This window comes from Mycobacterium sp. NGS67 (genome assembly GCF_059812185.1).
In genome coordinates this window covers 221,451-240,980 of the sequence record NZ_JCALCF010000007.1, presented here as the reverse complement: position 1 = coordinate 240,980, position 19,530 = coordinate 221,451, and the positions used below count along the sequence as shown (strand labels likewise).

The following is a 19,530-nucleotide window of genomic DNA, read 5'->3' as shown; positions in this document are numbered from 1 at the left end:
AACACGTTCGGCGAAGGGACTGATGATCTACAGCCAGCCGGTGCGCGCGGCGGCCACCGGCTCGGGGGGCGCCGGCGCCAACGTCCCGTCGCGCACCCCGTCCAGCATCCGCTGCACCGACGCGACGATCTCCGGTGCGGCCCCGGCTAATCCGGCCAGATCGGCTTCGGTGACCTCGTCGGCACCGACACCGGCGCGGGCAAGCACCGCGGCCGGATCGGCCAGTTGTTCGGCCAGCCAGCCGACCGGGTCGGCGGACAGCTCGGGCACGAAATGCCGCTGTCCGGGTTCCCAGCCGTCGAACCGGGGGTGATGATGGGCCCGGTCCAGCGTCTCCGGCGGGCTTTCGGTGGAGCCGAACAAATCCACCCGCCACACCGGGCGGGTGAAGGTGATCGGGATGCCGGCGTAGATCGAACCCTGCGGCGCGGCCCGGTCGACCAGGCGCAGTTCCAATCTGACACCCCGTTCCGGGGTTTCCTGACCGGTGCGGGGGTTGGGGTCGACGAAGAACATGTCCCCGACGACGACACCCAGGGTTTCGAATCCGAACGCTGCGAGCACGTTATAGAGCGTAGTCCCGATCGAAGGGCAGAGCGCCCGGTGCGCTGGCCGGAACGGCGGGCCGGTCCGGCGCCACCGGCGGAATGCGGACGTAGGACGACCCCAACGGCGGACGGCCGTCCGGCTCACCCTTGTTCGGCCACAGTGACGTCGCCCGCTCGGCCAGCGCGGTGATGGTCAGCGACGGGTTGACGCCCAGATTCGCGGTGATCGTGGACCCGTCGATGACGTGCAACCCCGGGTATCCGTGCATGCGGTGGTAGGGGTCCACGACGCCGTCGTCGACGGTTTCGCCGATCACACAACCGCCGATGAAGTGCCCCGTCATCGGGATGTCCGCCAGGTCGGCCCAGGCGCCACCGGCGATCCCGTCCAGATGGTCGGCCGCCCGCCGGGCCACCTCGTGACCGACCGGGATCCAGGTCGGGTTCGGCTCCCCCACACCCTGCCGGGTCTTCATGCGCCGCCCGAACACCCCGCGCCGGGTGTAGGTGGTCAGTGAGTTGTCGTGGGTCTGCATCACCAGCAGCGGGATGGTCTGCTCCGACCACCGCTTCGGGTTGAGCAGCCGGCGCAGGTCCCGACGTTGTCGCACAAGCTCTTTCAGCCCGGTACGCCAGCGCCTACCGCCGTCGAGTCCGTCGACCAGCACGGTGCCCATCAGCCCCATCAGGTTGGAGTCGTGGCCGTAGCGGCAGGGCTCGACGTGGGTGTGGTCGTCGGGATGGATGGACGACGTGATCGCGACACCCTCGGAGTAGTCCACGTCGTCGCGGCGCGCCCGCACGGCCAGGATCGCCTCGGAGTTGGTGCGGGACAGCTCCCCGAGCTTGGGTGAGATGCGCGGCAGGCTGCCACCGTCGCGCAGCCGGTGCAGCAACCGCTGGGTGCCGAGGGCGGCAGCGGAGAACACCACGTGTTCGGCGGTGAAGGTACGACGACGCCGCCGCAACTTGGCACCGGTACGACGGGTGATCACGTCGTACCCGCCACCGGTGCGGGGCCGGACGTCGATCACCGTGGTCAGCGGGTGCACCTTCGCCCCGAGGTTCTCGGCGAGGTAGAGGTAATTCTTGACCAGCGTGTTCTTGGCGTTGTGCCGGCACCCGGTCATGCATTCCCCGCAGTGTCGGCAGGCGTTGCGGTCCGGGCCGGCGCCGCCGAAGTACGGGTCGCCGACCGGGGCGCCGGGCTCGGCCAGCTTGCCGTCGCTGTCGGTGAAGCACACCCCGACGCGGGTGGCGTGAAAGGAGTCCGCGACACCGAGGTCGGTGGCGATCTGCAGCATCACCTTGTCCGAAGGCGTTGTGCGCGGGTAGGTTTCGACGCCCAGCATCCGCTGGGCCTGGTCGTACCAGGGAGTCAGTTCGTCCTTCCAGTCGGTGATGCGGCTCCACCGCGGGTCGGCGAAGAAGTCGTCGCCGGGTTGGTACAGCGTGTTCGCGTAGACCAGCGAGCCGCCGCCCACGCCGGCGCCGCTGAGCACGACGGCGTCGGTGAGCAGGTCGATGCGCTGGATGCCGTAACACCCGATCGACGGGCGGAACAGATAATCGCGGACGTGCCAGTTGTTGTCGGCGAAGTCCTCGTCACGGAACCGTCGGCCCGCCTCCAAAACGCCCACGCGGTAACCCTTTTCGGTCAGCCGCAGCGCGGTGACGCTGCCGCCGAAACCGGATCCGATCACCAGCACGTCATAGTCGAAATCGGTCACGCGCCGACCTCCTCGATTTCCCTGCGCGGCAACACTTCCTGGTAATCGTCGAGGACCGCGGTCTGCGTGCGGCGCTGATACTCGTGGACCAGGCCCGGCCAGTTGGTGGTGACCCGGCCGTTCGCGGTTCGGTACCAGGAGTCGCAGCTGGTCCATACCCCGCTGTCCAGGCGGGCCTGGATCTCGTCATCGTAGGCTTGCTCGACACCGCGCCGGACCTCGAACGCACGGGGCACGCCGCCGCGCACGAGTTCCTCGACGACCTGGCGGATGTAGCGGGACTGCTGCTCCATCATCAGGATGATCGAGCTGCTGCCGAGATTGGTGTTGGGACCATAGATGAGGAACATGTTCGGGAAACCGGGCACGGCCATGCCGAGATGCGCGCGGGCACCCTGCGCCCATTCGGCGTGCAGGTCGCGGCCGTCGCGCCCGGTGATCGTCATCGGGGCCAGGAATTCGGTGGCCTTGAACCCGGTGCCGTAGATGACGACGTCGACCTCGTGCAGCCGGCCGTCCGCGGTGCGCACCCCCGTCGGGGTCACCTCGGTGATCGCCTCGGTCTCGACCGAGACGTTGGCACAGGCCAGGGCCGGATACCAGTCGCTGCTGAACAACACCCGCTTGCAGCCGATCGGGTAGTCGGGTGTCAGCTTGGCCCGCAGCACCGGATCCTTGATGTGGCGCTTGAGGTTTCCCAACGCCAGCGCCCGCAGTGCCCGCCCCAGCGGGGCGGCTCTGGTCAGCGCCAGACACAGCAATTCGGTGGTCTCCCAGATCGCGCCGCGCATGGCGGCGGCGAAGCCAGGCACCTTCTCGAAGGCGTCGTGATGCTTGTCGGTGTAGGCGCGGTCCACCTTCGGCACCACGTAGGGGGCCGAGCGCTGGAAGACGGTGACGTGCGCGGCCGTCTGGCGGATGCGCGGGACGAACTGGATGGCCGAGGCGCCGGTGCCCAGGACGGCGACCCGCTTGCCGGTCAGGTCGACGTCGTGGCGCCACTGCGCCGAATGGAACGCCGGGCCGGTGAACGTGTCGAGTCCGGCGATGTCCGGCAGCGCCGGCCGCGACAGCTGCCCGACGGCCGGTACCAGCACTTCGGCCTCGTAGACCTCGCCGGTTGCGGTAGTCACCCGCCAGGCCGCGGTGTTGTCGTCGTACTCGGCGGACGTGACCTCCACCCCGGTCCGCACCAGTCTGCGCAGGCCGAACCGGTTGGCGGTGTCGTGAATGTAGCCGAGGATGTCGGGCTGCTCGGCATACCGGCGTCCCCAGTCGTTCTTGCGGGCGAAGGAGTACGAGTACAGGTTCGACGGGACGTCGCAGGCGGCGCCGGGGTAGGTGTTCTCCCGCCAGACCCCGCCGATGTCGTCGGCCTTCTCCAGCACCGTCACGTCGGCCAGACCATCGCGGGACAGCTCGTAGGCGGCACCGAGTCCACCGAAACCCGCACCGATCACCAGGACGCGAGGACGTGTGTTCGAAGTCATACTTCGACGTTACGAGTCGGTGTGGTCGGGCCGTCAACCGATACCGGACGAGAAATCAATAATTCCGGCCACGGGGCGTTGACGGGTGCGGCCTTTGGGCGTTGCGGGTGAAGCCTGGGCGTTGCGAGTGAAGCCTGGGCGTTGCGAGTGAAGCCTGGGCGTTGCGAGTGAAGCCTGGGCGTTGCGGGTGAAACCTGGGCGAGGATTCGTCGATTTTCCCGCCCCATGTTCACTCGCAAAGCCGTGACGTCACAATCAAAGCCGCCATTTCACAGCCAAGACCATCAAAACCCGCTCAGACGGCTAACAACCGTGCGCGCGGCGCCACCGAACGCTGATACCGCGCCGGGGTGGTGCCGGTCCACCGCTTGAAGGCGGCGATGAAGCTGGTCGCCTCGGCATAGCCGAGGCGCAGCGCGACGTCCTCGACCGTGAGCGCGCCGGTGGCCAGCAGTTCTTCGGCCAGCACCCGGTGGACCTCTTCGGCCAGCTCCCGGAAGGTGGTGTTCTCCTCGGCCAGCCGGCGGCGCAGCGTCCGCTCGCTCATCGCCAGATGCCGGGCGACGCTGGCGATCGTGTGCGGCTTGCCTTCGACCGACGCCAGCCGTTCCCGGACCCGCAATGCGACGCCGGTGCGTTGTCGACGGCGTTCCAGCAGGGCGTTGCATTGCTGCTCGCAGATGGCCACGCTCATCTCGCTGGCCTGCGGCAGCCGGTTCTCCAGCAGCGCGGCCGGCCAGCTCACCATGTTGGCCGGCGCGTCATAGCGCGGTGTCATGCCGAATTTCCTGCGCACCTCGCCATCGCCCGATGCCGGTGCGGCACTTGCGAATTCGATGGCCGTGAACGGGACCGGGCGGCCCAGCAACTCGGTCATCACCTGAGCGATCGCGGCCAGGTCACGCCGGACCAGGAAGTCCGCGACCGGGCCGTCGAGGTCGGGTAGATCCAGCCGTAACGTCGCAACCTGGTCCGTGACGCCGACGGTCGGCAGGCAGAACCCGTAACTGAGTTCGTAGTAGCGGAAGGCGAACCGGACCGCGTCGCCCAGCGTCAGGCTGGTCAGGCAGGCGAAGCCGAAGATGCCGAACGATCCGACGTGGTAACCGCTGCCCACCCGCACGCCGAGATCGGCGGCGTCACCGAGCAGGTTGACCAGGTTCGTGGCGACCGCCAACTCCTGGCGGCCGCCGATCATCCGGTTGTGGTCGTGCAGGTCGGCTTCCGACAAACCGGATCCCTCGAGCACGTCCGTCGCGACAAGTCCCTGCGCGCAACCGAATTCGGTCATCAGCGCGACACTGGCAATGTTCCGCGGGAAATCCCAGTGCGAAACCTGGTTGCCGGCGAACACCTGCACGTCTCCCACGGTAGCGTGGGCGACCCTCGCGGCAAATCGAACCGGTCAGGCCGCCACGTCGTCGTCGACCACGTCGGCCGCGACGCGCTTACCACGGCGCCAGCCACGCACGGTGGCGATCGCCGTCTTCAGGCCACGCCGCCGGCCGGTCGCCGGATCGGTGCCCGCGAAATCCGGTGCCAGCTCGGCGAACATCCGCTCGCTGCGCGTTTCCGGCGCGTTGTCGGCGTCGTCGCGCAGGTACTTGTCCGGCAACGACAGCTTCGCCAGCGTGCGCCAGGTCCGTCCATACTGCACCAGGAAAGAACCTGTGGTGTAAGGCAAGTCGTACTTCTCGCAGATTTCGCGCACCCGCAGCGAGATCTCGTGCAGCCGGTTGCTGGGCAGGTCCGGGTACAGATGGTGCTCGATCTGGTGGCACAAATTGCCGCTCATGAACCGCAACAACCAGCCGCCCTCGAAGTTGGCGCTGCCCAGCATCTGCCGCAGGTACCACTGGCCCTTGGTCTCCCCGACCATGTCGGTCTTGGTGAATTTCTCTGCGCCGTCGGGGAAATGACCGCAGAAGATGACGGCGTTGGCCCAGACGTTACGGATCACGTTGGCCAGCGCGTTGGCCTTCAACGTGGACTTGTACGTCGCCCCCGGCGACAACGACGTCAGCGCCGGGAAGGCCACGTAGTCCTTGACCACCTGTCGTCCCGCCTTGGCGAGGAACTCGTCGATGCGTTGCCGGGCCTCGGCGTGGTCCATCCGCTTCTTGACGATCTTGCCGATTTCCACGTGCTGCAGGCCGACGCCCCATTCGAACAGCAACGCCAGCAACGTATTCCAGACGAGATTGAATACGTTGAAGCGCTTCCAACGCTGGTCCCGGGTCACGCGCAGCAGGCCGTAGCCCACGTCGTCGTCGATGCCCAGGATGTTGGTGTACTTGTGGTGCACGAAGTTGTGGGTGTAGCGCCAGTGTTTCGACGAACCGCTCATGTCCCACTCCCAGGTGGAGGAGTGGATCTCGGGGTCGTTCATCCAGTCCCACTGGCCGTGCATGACGTTGTGGCCGATCTCCATGTTCTCGACGATCTTGGCCACGCCGAGGGTCAGGGTTCCGGACCACCACGCCCAACGCCGTGAGCCGGCGGTCAGCAACAGCCGGCCGGCCACTTCGAGCGCACGCTGTCCGGCGATGGTGCGGCGGATGTAGCGGGCATCGCGGGCCCCGCGCGAGTCTTCGATGTCTTGGCGGATCGCGTCCAGTTCGACGGCCAGGTTTTCGATGTCGGCGTCGGTGAGGTGCGCGAACACGTCGACGTCGGTGATCGCCATCGTCTTCTCCCTGCGTCGTTTCGTTTCGTGCTGGCGGACCCGGACCTACGTTATCGTAAGCTACGTAACCGTAGGTTACCTGCCGGTAACTCTAGATGTCGACCACGCAGTCGCCGGAAGCGGCCGACACACAGGTCTGCACTCGCGACCCCGGGTCGTGCTCGCGTCCGGTGCGCAGGTCACGGACGTGCCCGTCGACCAGTTCCACCACGCATGATTGGCATATACCCATTCGGCAGCCGAACGGCATCTGCACGCCGGCGTTTTCTCCGGCGTCCATCACCGACGTCGCGGCATCGGCGGCGACGCTCTTGCCGCTGCGAGCGAACGTCACCGTCCCGCCCGCACCCGCCGGGGCGGCTTTGGACACCGCGAAGCGCTCCAGGTGCAGCCGATCCCCGACCGCCGCCGCCGACCAGACCTTCTCGGCCTGGTTGAGCATGCTTTCCGGTCCACATGCCCAGGTATGGCGTTCCCGCCAGTCCGGCACTTCGTCGTCGAGGCGGGACAGGTCCAGTCGGCCCCGCACGCGCGTCTCGCGCACCGACAGTCGATAGCCAGCATGCTCTTCGGCCAGCGCAGCGAGCTCGGCGCCGAACATCACGCCGGATCGGTTGGGTGCTGAGTGCAGGTGCGCGATGTCACCAATCTGGTTGCGGCGGGCCAACGTTCGCAGCATCGACATCACCGGCGTGATCCCCGATCCCGCGGTGAGGAACAAGATCGACGACGGCGCCGGGTCCGGAAGCACGAATTCGCCCTGCGGCGCGGCCAGCCGCACGATGGTGCCCGGCTCGACACCGGCCACCAGGTGGGTGGACAGGAAGCCCTCCGGCATGGCCTTGACGGTGATGGTGATGGTTCGTCGGGAACTCGAGCCGGTAGCGGCGGGAGTCGACGTGAGCGAATACGAGCGCCAGCGCCAGCGACCGTCGACCAACAGGCCGATGCCGATGTACTGGCCGGGCTGGTAGTCGAAACTGAAGCCCCAGCCCGGCTGGATCACCAGCGTGGCGGAGTCCTCGGTCTCCCGGTGTACCGCCAGGACGCGGCCGCGCAGCTCGCGGGCCGACCACAGCGGATTGGCCAGATGCAGATAGTCGTCGGGCAGCAGCGGGGTGGTGATCCGTGCGGCGAGGTTGCGCAGCGCGTGCCAGCCGGGATGCTTGTCTGCTCCGGCGACCGTTGGACGACTGGTGTTGACCACCCGGGCGGACAGCGCCGCATGTTTGGTGCTCATGAAAAGGTCCTGCGGTCCCGGCTCACCCAACCTACGGTACCGTAAGTTACGGTTCCGTAGCCAGCGAGGCGTCACAGGAACTCGAGCAGGAACGGCAGTTCCTGGTTGGCGTACCAGGCCAGATCGTGATCCTGGGCGTCGCCGACGGTCAGTTCGGCATCCTCGTCGCCCAGGTCCGCGGCGTCGATGACCTCGATCGCCGCCGTCACCGCCGGCTCGGCGGCCGCGTTGTCCACGTACGCCGCGATCACCCGGTCCAGCTGCACCGGGCCGGCGATCCGGACCACGGCGTCGTCCAGATCGGGCCGGTAGGCCGCCCCTTCGCCGTCCAGGTCCACCTCGACGGCCAACACCACCCGGCGCCGCGGCAGCGAACCCGCGTCTTCGTCGGCCAGCAACCGCAACGACGCCAACGCCGCCTCGCTCAGCGCCACCTCGGCGAGCTCGTCGTCGTCGCCCTCGGCGTAGGACTCCCGCAGGGCCGGCGTCACCGCGAACGCGGTTCCGTTGACCGGACGCCACGAACCCTCGGCGACGAGTTGCTGCAGCATGGCCAGGGTCGCCGGGATGTAGACCTGGGTCATGGCATCAACGTCGCGACGTGATCGGTGACGTACTTCTGCAGTTCACGAGCCGGGCGCTGGTAGTTGCCGGTGATGACCGGGCGGGCGGGCAACTTGACCTTCGGGATCTCCACCTCGGTGTAGTCGACGGTGGAGAGCAAGTGGGCCATCATGTTCAACCGCGCGTGCTTCTTGATGTCGGATTCCACGACGTACCAGGGGCTGACCGGGGTGTCTGTGTGCACCATCATCTCGTCCTTGGCGCGCGAGTAATCCTCCCACCGGTACACCGACTCCAGATCCATCGGACTCAACTTCCATTGCCGCACAGGATCATTGAGCCGCGCCTTGAAACGGCGCAACTGCTCGGCGTCGGACACCGAGAACCAGTACTTGCGCAGCAGGATCCCGTCGTCGATCAGCATCTGCTCGAAGAGCGGGGTCTGACGCAAGAACAGCGCATATTCCTGGGGCGTGCAGAATCCCATCACTTTCTCGATGCCGGCGCGGTTGTACCAGGACCGGTCGAACAGCACGATCTCGCCCTTGGTCGGCAGATGAGCGATGTAGCGCTGGTAGTACCACTGTCCACGTTCGCGGCCGGTCGGCACCGGCAACGCCGCGACATGGGCGATGCGGGGACTGAGGTACTCGGTGATCCGCTTGATGGCACCGCCCTTGCCCGCCGCGTCTCGACCCTCGAAGATCACCACCAGCCGCGCACCGGTATGCCGCACCCATTCCTGCAGTTTCACGAATTCCGTTTGCAGCCTGAACAATTCGGCTTCGTAGAGGCCGTTGGGGATCTTGCGTACATCCGGCGCGGTCGACTTCTTCTTCTTCGCCTTCGCCGGCGCGCCGGCCTTGCTCGGGGTGCTCACCCAACGGATGTTACTAGCGCGAAGCTCCCAGCAACTCGTCCAGCGATTGCTGCAACAACCCCGGCAGCAGGTCCACGTCGCTCATCGCGTCGCGGTCGGCATTGACCCCGAAATAAAGCGTGCCGTTGTAGGACGTGACGCTGATGGCCAACGCCTGGTTGTGCAGCAACGGCGGCACGGCGTAGGTCTCGAGCAACTTGGTGCCGGCGACGTACATCTGCGATTGCGCGCCGGGGGCATTGGTGATCAGCAGGTTGAACGGCTGGCGGGACAGCGTCGGAAAGCTGGTCGCCACCCGGATGCCCATCGCGTGCAGTGTCGGCGGCGCGAAACCGGACAACGTGACGATGGTTCTGGCGTCCACCAGGCTGGACGCCGTCGGATTCGACTCGGTGGCATGGGCGATCTGGGACAACCGGACCACCGCATTGCCCTCCCCGACCGGCAGGTCCACCAGGAACGGCGTCACCTCGCTCATCGCCTGACCCGGTCCGGAGGGATCGAGCTGGTCATCGGGGTAGACCGACAGCGGTGCCATCGCGCGCACCACCGCCGTCTGGGGCACGGCCTCGCCGCGCGACAGCAGCCAGTTGCTCAGCGCGCCGGCGATCACCGCCAGCACCACGTCGTTGATGTCGCAGTCATACCGCGCCCGCACGCTGCGGTAGTCGTCGAGTTTGCCGCGCGCGACGGTGAACCGCCTGTTGCGGGACACGGTGGCGTTGAGCGGACTGCTGGGTGCGGTGCCCCGCGCCACGGTGCGTGCGACGTCGACGACGCGGCGGGCGGCATCGACGACCTGAGCCGAGTTGGTCATCAGTCCCGCGACCGCGGACCCGACGGCCTGCAACTGGGCGCCGGGCCCGACGATCCAGTCGCCGATCGCCCCGAGCACCAACCGGGTGGTGCCCGGGTCGCGTTCGGGGATCCAGATGTCCTCGGGGAACGGCGGCGCCCGCCGGCTGCGATCGGCGATGACGTGATTGATCTCCAGCGCGCTCATGCCGTTGATCAAGGCCTGATGCGACTTGGTGTAGAGCGCGATCCGGTTCTTGGCCAACCCTTCGACCAGGTACATCTCCCACAGCGGCCGCGACTTGTCCAACGGCCGGGCGGCCAGCCGCGCGATCAGTTCGTGTAGTTGTTCGTCACTGCCCGGCGACGGTAGCGCCGAGCGCCGGACGTGATAGGTGATGTCGAAGTCGCGGTCGTCGATCCACACCGGGCGGGCTATGCCGGCCTTGACTTCGCGAACCTTCTGGCGGTAGCGCGGAATCTGCGGCAACCGTTGTTCGACGGTGGCCAGCAACTTCTCGTAACTGAGCCCGGACCGGGGCCGGCGCAGTATCGCCAGCGAGCCGACGTACATCGGGGTGGCGGTGTTCTCCCGCCGATAGAAGGACGCGTCGGCTGGGGACAACCTGGTCACCATACGGCCACCTCCCCCTGCTCGAGTCGACGTGCATTTCGCAAATCGGACACACCTCTCGGCCACGGTATCGACCAACGGGTGTGCGCGACTGTCCGGGTGCGCGCTGCCGGTGTTGTGGATGAGGGCCGACGACTGAATACCCAAGACACCGATTGTCTGACACTCTCTGCTCGTCTGCCGTTCGAGTTGGAGTGTGCCCGTTGCCCACTGTCGCCGTCACGCCGGTAATCGAGTACGAACCCCCGACGCGCAACCTCCCGCGGCGCGCATCATCATCGCACGCCTCAATGCGCCCCGCCCGTCCCCGCCCGCACAGCCAACCGGACGCCACGCCGCTGTCCCCGCAGATGCGTCAGGCGGCCATGTTCGCCGACGCTGCGTTGCGTCGCGTGCTGGAAGTCATCGACCGCCGTCGCCCCGCCGTCCAGCTGGGCACGGTGTTGGCACCGGAGCTCGTCGACTCCGTCCTGGCAGTGAGCGGAGGGATCGCCGGGCAGTCCGGTGCGGCGGTACTGCGCAGAATGCGGCTGCAGCCGAGCGCTTCACGCGACACCAGCGCCGAGGTGTTCGGCACCTACAGCCGGGGAAACCGGGTGCACGCGATCGCCTGCCGGGTGGAACAGCTGCCCACACCGGGCCGCTGGCTGGTGGTCGCGCTGCACATCGGCTGAACCTATTGCGGGACAACAGTTTCGGTGTGAGCGGGGCGCGGGATCAGCATCGGCACGCGACGCCGGTAGTCACGGTACTGCTCCCCCAGCGCGGCCACCAGGTCACGCTCCTCCAGTTGCAGCGCCACCAGGATGTAGGCGGTGGTGCCGATCGCGAAGACCAGGTGCCCGGCCGTCATCGTCGGCGTCGCCCAGAAGGCGACCAGGAATCCGAGCATGATCGGGTGTCGCACCAGCCGGTAAAGCAGATGGGTGCGGAAACCCAGTTCGGTGTAAGGCTTTCCGCGCCAGGCCAGATACACCTGCCGCAACCCGAACAGGTCGAAATGGTTGATCATGAAGGTCGAGGCCAACACCAGTGCCCATCCCAGCCAGAACAACGACCACAGCAGCAACCGCACGGCCGGTGAGCGCACGTCCCACACCAGCGCCGGCAGGGTGCGCCACTGCCAGAACAACAGCACCAGGGCCGCACTGGCCAGCAACACGTACGTGCTGCGCTCGATCGACGGCGGCACCCAGCGCGTCCACCACCGTTTGAATGCCGGCCGCGCCATCACGCTGTGCTGGACGCCGAAGACGCCCAGCAGCGCCACATTTATTGCCAGCGCCTGTCCCGTGGGCGCAGCGATTCCGTGATCGACGTTGCGCGGCACCAGGATTGCGCCGACGAAGACGACCGCGTAACCGAAAGCGCCCAGAAAGATCAGATAACTGAGCGTGCCGTAACCAATTGTCAAGTATCGCTTCATAACCCGAGTGTGTGCCGGATGGGGCCGCGGCGCATGAGGCGGTTGCCCCATCTATTACGAGTTCACCAATCCGTGCCGCAACGCATACATGCTGGCGCCGATGCGGTTGGACACACCGATCTTGGCGTAGGTGCGCTCGACGTGGTTGCGCGCCGTCTTCTCGCTGATCACCAGTTCCGCCGCGATCTCCTTGTTGGAGGATCCGCGCGCGACCAGGCACAGCACTTCGACCTCGCGTGGGGTGAGGCCGTCCGGGCGCAACTGCGGCCGTTGCGCGCGATGCCCCGCGGCGTGTAACACCGCCTCGACGGCGGCTGGGTCGAGCTCACCGGTCTGCACCCGTCCGTGCAGCCGCCGGGCCGCCGAGTCCGGCGACATCTCCTTGCGGTAAGGCCTTGGCTCGCAAGCAGATTGGTAGCTGACGGCGGCGGCGAGGATACGGTCGGGCGGGCCCAGCGCGCTGCCGGGCAGACCGCGGGGGTACCCCGAGCCGTCCAGGCATTCGTGGTGATTGCCGGCGACCTCGGCCAGCTGCCGCAGCCCGGGCACCTGGTTGAGGATCCGCACGGTGAAGTACGGATGCAGCCGGACTCGCTCGAACTCGGCCGAGGTCAGGGAACCCGGGCGCGACCAGAGTTGATTCGAGACCCCGATGCGGCCCACGTCGTGGACGTGACCGGCACGGCGGGTCAGCGTCACCGCGTCGTCATCGAGACCGGCGGCGACGGCGGCGTCCCCGGCCAGCCGCGCCACCGCCCGCGAATGCCCCAGCGTGAAGGGACATTTGAGGTCGACGAAGTCACCCAGTGCGACCAGCAACGTGTCCAACGTCTGGTCGTCGAGCCGGTGATGACGGTCCGGCGCCGCCCGCAACGCCGTCTCCCACACGTCCCCGGTGGGCGGACCGTCCAGGATCTCCTCGGCGTGTTGCAGGAACATGTCGGCGACCTGCGGATCGAACTGGCCGCCGCGACGTGCCCGCACCATCGCCACCGCACCCTGGACGCCGTAGGTGCGATGGTGCACCTCGGCCATCTCCGCGACCTGGGCGACGCGCATCTGGATCGGGATTCCGTCGCCGCGGGCGCCGGTCGGCAGGCCGTCGCCGTCGTAGCGTTCGAACGCGCACGCCAAGGCCGTCTGCACGTCGGCACCCAGACCGAGCCGGTCGGCCAGCAGCGCCGCGGATGCGCAGTGCGAGTGGATCATTCGCGATATCTGACCGCGGGCGTTGACCAGCAGTGTCGCCATCATGCTGACCCGCTGCAGCAGCGGCTGGCCGCGGCCGATGTTGCCGATCAGGAAACGCATATAGGGCAGGCCGGACCAGTCGACCAGGTAGGAGTCATGGCGCACACCGATGTCGTCGCCGAACCACTGCGCGTACTCGTGGGAGTCGGCGTGACAGCCGATCCACATGATCAGCGTGGTGTAGTAGGCGCTGTCGCGTTGTTGCGCGGGCAGGCCCAGTCTGTCGGCGAGGCGGGTGGCGATCAGGGCGGCCCGCAGCATGTGTTCGGCGGGCTGACCCAGGCCGAGGTCGATCGCCACCGACAACGCCGCGAGCAACTCGGCGCGGGTCGGCAGCGACGACGGGTCGGTGGCGGGCACCATGCTCCTATTGTGGGCTCGTATTGTGGGCGCGTCAGTCGATCGAGACAGTGCGCCGCACGGCGTGGTGGCGGTCGGCGTCGAAGCGTTCGAAGTGCCCGGAGCCGACGACGAACAGGCCCCGCTGCGGCGGCCGGAAACCGGCCAGGCGCGCCTGAGTTGGCAACGGGCCCACCGGGCCGAGGTCGGTGCCCTGCAGGACGGCGTGGGATCGCGACACCGCCCACAGCTGTCGCGGGGCGATCATGAATCGTTGCCCGTTGGGCGCGGTGCCGGCCAGCCGCACCTGGCCGGCGCCCAGCGCCAGACCGGCCGCCCGGCTCAACGCACCCAAAGCCGGCCGGTTCGTCCAGGTGCCGTCCGGCAGCCGGGAGCCGACGCCGCTCATCAGCCGCGTCGACAGCGTGGAGCGGATGTCGAGTTGCCACTCCAGCAGTCCGGGGATGCCGACGTGCAACGACCAGGGGCTGAGCCATTCGACGGTGATGTCGCACTGGACCGCGTCCTGCGGGGTCGCCGAGCTGAAGTAGCGCGCGCAGCTCTGCGCACCGCACGTCGTCGCGTAGAAGGTCCAGATGCCGGCGGGGTCGCGATGCCAGACCGACTTGTATGCCGGGGCGAACGTCGCTTTGGGGAAGTGCCGCAGCGCCAGGTAGTGGCCGCTGGCGAATGGCAGGCCCATCACTCCGAAGCCGACGAATCGCTCGTCGTCTCCGTCGGGCAGGGTCGGGTTTTGCAGGACGGCCGTGGCGGCGTCGAAGGGTGTGTGCGTCATGGGTAGCAGGGTGCGCGCGTGGGCCGTCGCGACACATGAGGCGACTGCCTCAACTTGCTCGAGCGCTGGTGGACGCGCCGAGCGTCACGCTAGCGTGGCGCCGAGCGCCGAGCGTCACGCTAGCGTGACCGCAACGACGACGGGCGAGCGTGACCGCTACGACGACGGGCGAGCGCCTCGCCAATGCGCGGCCTGCCGCGCCCTCGACGCCCAGTGCGCGGCTGGCTGCACACCCGCCGGCAGCAGAGCTCGCCGAGCGTCACGCTAGCGTGGCGCCGAGCGCCGAGCGTCACGCCAGCGTGGCGCAAGACCCACGGGCGAGCGCCTCGCGAATGCGCGGCCTGCCGCGCCCTCGACGCCCAGTGCGCGGCTGGCTGCACACCCGCCGGCAGCAGAGCTCGCCGAGCGTCACGCTAGCGTGGCGCCGAGCGCCGAGCGTCACGCCAGCGTGACCGCAACGACGACGGGCGAGCGCCTCGCCAACGCGCGAACAGCCGCACACCCGGTGGCGGCAGGCGCAGCCGCTAGCGCTTCTTGACCGACTTCGGCGGCTTGGCGCCGCGCCCCTGCTGCCGCGCCGCCGCACGCCGCTCCCGGCGAGTGCCTCCCGCCGCCGCACCGGCCGACGTCTTGGCCGCCGCCCCGCCGTTGCGCTGCACCTGCGCCGAACCGTCCTCCGACGGTCCGGTGTAGGTCAGCGCGGGAGCCTCGTTGTCGATTCCCTTGGCCCGCAACGTACTGACCGGCTCCTTGAGGGCCGGCTGGGGCGCCGGAGTATCGGGCTTGTCGTCGGCATCCAGCTCCGCCAAACCTTCGGGCGTCTCGACCGGGGCGAGTTCGACCTGCGGGGCCGGGACCGCCTCCACGCTGACGTTGAACAGGAAGCCGACCGACTCCTCCTTCATGCCGTCGAGCATGGCCATGAACATGTCGTAGCCCTCGCGCTGATACTCGACCAGCGGGTCGCGCTGGGCCATCGCCCGCAACCCGATGCCCTCTTTGAGGTAGTCCATCTCGTAGAGGTGCTCGCGCCACTTACGGTCGATCACGTTGAGCAGCACGTTGCGCTCCAGCTGGCGCATCGCGCCCTCGCCGGCAATGCCTTCCAGTTCGGCTTCCCTTGCAGCGTAAGACTTTTCAGCGTCCTCGAGGAGCGCCTCGAGCAATTCCTCGCGGGTCAGGTCGTCGCGCTCGGAGTCCTCGTCGTGGTGGATGAGCGACTCGTGGCTGATGCCGACCGGGTACAGCGTCTTCAGCGCGGTCCACAGCGCGTCCAGGTCCCAGTCCTCGGCGTAGCCTTCGCTGGTCGCGCCGTCGACGTAGGCGGTGATGACGTCGGTCAGCATCTCCTTGGCCTGCTCGGCCAGGTTCTCGCCCTCCAGGATCCGGCGGCGCTCGGCGTAGATGACCTTGCGCTGCTGGTTCATCACCTCGTCGTACTTCAGGACGTTCTTGCGCATCTCGAAGTTCTGCTGCTCGACCTGGGTCTGGGCGCTCTTGATCGCCCGGGTGACCATCTTGGCTTCGATCGGCACGTCGTCGGGCAGGTTCAGCCGGTTGAGCATCGACTCCAGCGCGGCCCCGTTGAACCGCCGCATCAGCTCGTCGCCCAGCGACAGGTAGAACCGCGACTCCCCCGGGTCACCCTGCCGTCCGGAGCGACCCCGCAACTGGTTGTCGATACGCCGCGACTCGTGGCGTTCGGTGCCCAGCACGTACAGCCCGCCGGCCTCGACGACTTCCTCGGCCTCCGCCGCGGCCTCGTCCTTGACCTTGGGCAGTTCCTCGTGCCAGGCCGCCTCGTACTCGTCGGCCGTCTCCACCGGATCCAGGCCGCGCTCCCGCAGCCGCTTGTCGGTGAGGAAGTCGACGTTGCCGCCGAGCACGATGTCGGTGCCACGGCCGGCCATGTTGGTGGCCACGGTGATGCCGCCGCGCCGGCCGGCCTCGGCGATGATGCCGGCCTCCTGCTCGTGGTACTTGGCGTTGAGCACGTTGTGCGGGATCCGGCGCTTGGTGAACTGCCGGGACAGGTATTCCGAGCGCTCCACGCTGGTGGTGCCGATCAGGACCGGCTGGCCCTTCTCGTAGCGTTCGGAGACGTCGTCGACCACCGCGATGTACTTGGCCTCTTCGGTCTTGTAGATCAGGTCGCCCTGGTCGGTGCGGACCATCGGCCTGTTGGTGGGGATCGACACCACTCCCAGCTTGTAGATCTCGTGCAGCTCGGCCGCCTCGGTCTGGGCGGTGCCGGTCATTCCGGCGAGCTTGTCGTAGAGCCGGAAGTAGTTCTGCAGGGTGATGGTGGCCAGCGTCTGGTTCTCGGCCTTGATCTCGACGTGCTCTTTGGCCTCGATGGCCTGGTGCATGCCCTCGTTGTAGCGGCGGCCGAGCAGCACCCGGCCGGTGAACTCGTCGACGATCAGCACCTCGCCGTCGCGGACGATGTAGTCCTTGTCGCGGTTGAACAGCTCCTTGGCCTTCAGCGCGTTGTTGAGGTAGCTGACCAGCGGCGAGTTGGCGGCCTCGTACAGATTGTCGATGCCGAGCTGGTCCTCGACGAACTCCACACCCTTCTCGTGTACGCCGACGGTGCGTTTGCGCAGGTCGACCTCGTAGTGGACGTCCTTTTCCATCAACGGCGCGATCCGGGCGAACTCGGTGTACCAGTTGGACGCGCCGTCGGCCGGACCGGAAATGATCAGCGGGGTGCGGGCCTCGTCGATCAGGATGGAGTCGACCTCGTCGACGATGGCGAAGTTGTGGCCGCGCTGCACCAGATCGTCCAGCGAATGCGCCATGTTGTCGCGCAGGTAGTCGAAGCCGAACTCGTTGTTGGTGCCGTAGGTGATGTCGGCGCCGTAGGCGACGCGGCGCTCCTCGGGCGTCATCTGCGCGAGAATCACCCCGACCTCCAGGCCCAGGAAGCGGTGCACCCGGCCCATCCACTCGCTGTCACGTTTGGCCAGGTAGTCGTTGACGGTGACGACGTGCACGCCCTTGCCGGCGAGCGCGTTGAGATAGGCCGGCAACACACAGGTCAGCGTCTTGCCCTCACCGGTCTTCATCTCGGCGACGTTGCCCAGGTGCAGGGCGGCCGCGCCCATGACCTGCACGTCGAACGGGCGTTGGTCGAGCACCCGCCAGGCGGCCTCGCGGGCCACGGCGAACGCTTCGGGCAGCAGGTCCTCGAGGTCTTCGCCCTCTTTCAGGCGCTTCCTGAACTCGTCGGTCTTGGCCTTGAGCTCGGCATCGCTGAGTTTCTCGACGTCGTCGGACAACGTGTTGACATAGTCGGCCACCTTCTGGAGGCGCTTGACCATGCGACCTTCACCGAGGCGCAGCAATCTCGACAGCACAGTGTTGTCCCCTTTGGGGTGTTCCCCTGTAGATAGGAGTCTTCTTCTTTACGAGCGATCCCCATCGTAGGTGAAGCCCCGCTGCCGGACCCCGGTCCTCAAGCCAAGCGGATCAACCCGTAGTCGTAGCCGCGCCGGCGGTACACCACGGACGCCTGGTCGGTCTCCTTGTCCAGAAACAGGAAGAAGTCGTGCCCGACCAGCTCCATCTCGTAGAGCGCGTCGTCGACCGACATCGGTTTGGCCGGGTGGTCCTTGGTGCGCACCACCCGTCCGGGTGCGTGGTCGTGCTGTTCCGGCTCGACACCGTCGTGATCGTGCGCCTCGGTCGGCGCGGCGCTGAACGCGTTCTCCGGCGGTACCACCGCGGTGGCCTCGGCCAGCGACACCGGGGTTTTGTCGCCGTAGTGCACCTTGCGGCGGTCCTTGCCTCTGCGCAGCCGGCTCTCGAGTTTGACGACGGCCGATTCCAGTGCGGCGTAGAAACTGTCGGCGCAGGCCTCGCCGCGGACCACCGGACCGCGACCGCGGGCGGTGATCTCGACGCGTTGACAGGCCTTGCGCTGACGGCGATTGCGTTCGTGGTCGAGTTCGACGTCGAAAAGGTAAATGGTCTTGTCGAACCGCTCGCAACGGGCGAGCTTCTGTGAGACGTAGACCCGGAAGTGGTCGGGGATCTCGACGTTGCGGCCCTTGAACACGATATCCGCGCCGGCCGTCGGTTCGGTCTGGTCTTCGGTTCCTGCAGAGTCCACCGTGTCTAGCACTTGCTGGGAATCAACGGAAAGCCTTGACATTGTTGACAACTCGTTTCTCTTTTCACGTCACACGCACCATGCGTGCCCGGCAATGGCAATACGCGCCGACGGGGTAAGAACGGGTCTGTGGAAGCCACCGTCGCAGGCTGCCCGCCGGAGCAAGAGATCGAATACTCACCTCCTACCGCGGGTACCGCGGAACTCGGGCAATATCGCGACGTAAGTCGTCGAATCTGCTTCCGACGTTAGCCCGTGTTCGCCTCACCGTGCCACTCAATTCGCAAACCTGTTGCGAGTTCTTTGAATTCACCGCTCGCCGCTACCGCTCACGCTGCCGCCAGCGTCAGCACCCCTGCCACCACGACGCCCGCGGCCTGCAGCACGCGGACCGATTCGGCGGCCGTTGCGCCGGTGGTGACGACGTCGTCGACGACCAGCACCTCACCGCGCGGCACCGGAGCGCGCAACAGCACCCGCCCGGCCACGTTGCGTTCGCGCGCCGAGGTGCCCAGGCCCACCGAGTCGCGCACCAGTGCCCGCATCCGCAGTGCCGTGACGACGTGGATGTCGGGATTGCCGGCGACGGCGGCCCTGGCCACCCGCGCGACGGGATCGCCGCCGCGCCGCCGCGCCGCAGACCACCGGGTCGGGGCGGGCACCAGCGTCAACGGCGTGCCGACCATCCCCCAGACCAGCAACCGGTGCACCCCCACGGCCAGTGCGTACGCCAACGGCGCGACGAGGTCACCCCGGCCTCGCTCCTTGAGCGCGAGGATCGCCTGCCGCCGCGCGCCGGCGTAGCGGCCCAGCGAGAAGATCGGCACGTCGGGATCCACCCGCCGACTGACCAGCTGCGGTTCCCCGGCGGCCACCGACAGCTCGCGGGCGCACGCCGCACACCAGCGCGTCCCGGGCGCTGCGCAGCCGCCGCACTCCAGCGGCAACACGAGGTCGAGCACCACGCCAGTCTGGCCACCGGGTCTGACATGTCCCGACCGGAGACCGAGCTGTAATCAAACCCTGACCGAAAGCGC

General features: G+C 67.6%; 16 protein-coding genes. 1 reads left to right on the top strand and 15 read right to left on the bottom strand.

Annotation, left to right across the window (positions count from 1 at the left end):
• Positions 1 to 27 precede the first annotated feature (27 nt).
• From AC5Y4D_RS09095 to AC5Y4D_RS09055, 9 genes are all read right to left on the bottom strand, one after another.
• Positions 28 to 564, bottom strand: a complete 537-nt coding sequence (locus AC5Y4D_RS09095) for a hypothetical protein (RefSeq protein WP_499941807.1) — start codon at positions 562 to 564, stop codon at positions 28 to 30.
• Position 565: 1 nt separating this feature from the next.
• On the bottom strand, positions 566 to 2,278 hold the full coding sequence (locus AC5Y4D_RS09090; protein WP_500036969.1) for a GMC oxidoreductase: 1,713 nt from the start codon (positions 2,276 to 2,278) through the stop codon (positions 566 to 568).
• Positions 2,275 to 3,768, bottom strand: a complete 1,494-nt coding sequence (locus tag AC5Y4D_RS09085) for a flavin-containing monooxygenase (RefSeq protein ID WP_500036968.1) — start codon at positions 3,766 to 3,768, stop codon at positions 2,275 to 2,277. The genes AC5Y4D_RS09090 and AC5Y4D_RS09085 overlap by 4 nt, the downstream gene beginning before the upstream one ends.
• A gap of 295 nt (positions 3,769 to 4,063) precedes the next feature.
• Positions 4,064 to 5,128, bottom strand: coding sequence for an AraC family transcriptional regulator (locus AC5Y4D_RS09080; protein ID WP_500036967.1), 1,065 nt, complete (start codon positions 5,126 to 5,128; stop codon positions 4,064 to 4,066).
• Between the two features lie 45 nt (positions 5,129 to 5,173).
• Positions 5,174 to 6,454 (bottom strand): fatty acid desaturase family protein, encoded by a 1,281-nt coding sequence (locus AC5Y4D_RS09075; RefSeq protein WP_500036966.1) that lies wholly within the window; start codon positions 6,452 to 6,454, stop codon positions 5,174 to 5,176.
• 91 nt (positions 6,455 to 6,545) lie between these two features.
• Complete coding sequence (locus tag AC5Y4D_RS09070; RefSeq protein ID WP_500036965.1) at positions 6,546 to 7,694, bottom strand: ferredoxin reductase; 1,149 nt, start codon at positions 7,692 to 7,694, stop codon at positions 6,546 to 6,548.
• A 71-nt stretch (positions 7,695 to 7,765) separates the two neighbouring features.
• Complete coding sequence (locus AC5Y4D_RS09065; RefSeq protein ID WP_500036964.1) at positions 7,766 to 8,278, bottom strand: DUF6912 family protein; 513 nt, start codon at positions 8,276 to 8,278, stop codon at positions 7,766 to 7,768.
• Complete coding sequence (ppk2, locus tag AC5Y4D_RS09060) at positions 8,275 to 9,138, bottom strand: polyphosphate kinase 2 (protein ID WP_499941795.1); 864 nt, start codon at positions 9,136 to 9,138, stop codon at positions 8,275 to 8,277. Before ppk2 ends, AC5Y4D_RS09065 begins: the two co-directional genes overlap by 4 nt.
• A gap of 13 nt (positions 9,139 to 9,151) precedes the next feature.
• A complete protein-coding gene (locus AC5Y4D_RS09055) occupies positions 9,152 to 10,570 on the bottom strand; it encodes a WS/DGAT/MGAT family O-acyltransferase (protein ID WP_500036963.1) in 1,419 nt (472 codons plus the stop codon).
• A 191-nt stretch (positions 10,571 to 10,761) separates the two neighbouring features.
• On the opposite strand from AC5Y4D_RS09055, the gene AC5Y4D_RS09050 reads away from it, so the two are divergent.
• Positions 10,762 to 11,241 (top strand): Rv3235 family protein, encoded by a 480-nt coding sequence (locus AC5Y4D_RS09050; protein WP_500036962.1) that lies wholly within the window; start codon positions 10,762 to 10,764, stop codon positions 11,239 to 11,241.
• A gap of 2 nt (positions 11,242 to 11,243) precedes the next feature.
• Here AC5Y4D_RS09050 and mddA read toward each other — a convergent pair whose 3' ends face one another.
• The 6 genes from mddA to AC5Y4D_RS09020 all read right to left on the bottom strand — a co-directional run bounded on the left by mddA (position 11,244) and on the right by AC5Y4D_RS09020 (position 19,455).
• Positions 11,244 to 11,993, bottom strand: coding sequence for a methanethiol S-methyltransferase (mddA, locus tag AC5Y4D_RS09045; RefSeq protein ID WP_500036961.1), 750 nt, complete (start codon positions 11,991 to 11,993; stop codon positions 11,244 to 11,246).
• Positions 11,994 to 12,047: 54 nt separating this feature from the next.
• On the bottom strand, positions 12,048 to 13,607 hold the full coding sequence (locus tag AC5Y4D_RS09040) for an HD domain-containing phosphohydrolase (RefSeq protein WP_500036960.1): 1,560 nt from the start codon (positions 13,605 to 13,607) through the stop codon (positions 12,048 to 12,050).
• Positions 13,608 to 13,638: 31 nt separating this feature from the next.
• Entirely contained in the window at positions 13,639 to 14,379 is a 741-nt protein-coding gene (locus AC5Y4D_RS09035) for a hypothetical protein (protein ID WP_500036959.1), read from the bottom strand.
• Positions 14,380 to 14,903: 524 nt separating this feature from the next.
• Positions 14,904 to 17,738, bottom strand: a complete 2,835-nt coding sequence (secA, locus tag AC5Y4D_RS09030) for a preprotein translocase subunit SecA (RefSeq protein ID WP_499992436.1) — start codon at positions 17,736 to 17,738, stop codon at positions 14,904 to 14,906.
• A 98-nt stretch (positions 17,739 to 17,836) separates the two neighbouring features.
• Positions 17,837 to 18,535, bottom strand: coding sequence for a ribosome hibernation-promoting factor, HPF/YfiA family (gene hpf / locus AC5Y4D_RS09025; protein ID WP_499992435.1), 699 nt, complete (start codon positions 18,533 to 18,535; stop codon positions 17,837 to 17,839).
• A gap of 287 nt (positions 18,536 to 18,822) precedes the next feature.
• Positions 18,823 to 19,455: a ComF family protein gene (locus AC5Y4D_RS09020; RefSeq protein ID WP_499992434.1), complete on the bottom strand. Its 633-nt coding sequence runs from the start codon at positions 19,453 to 19,455 to the stop codon at positions 18,823 to 18,825.
• Between the last annotated feature and the right edge of the window lie 75 nt (positions 19,456 to 19,530).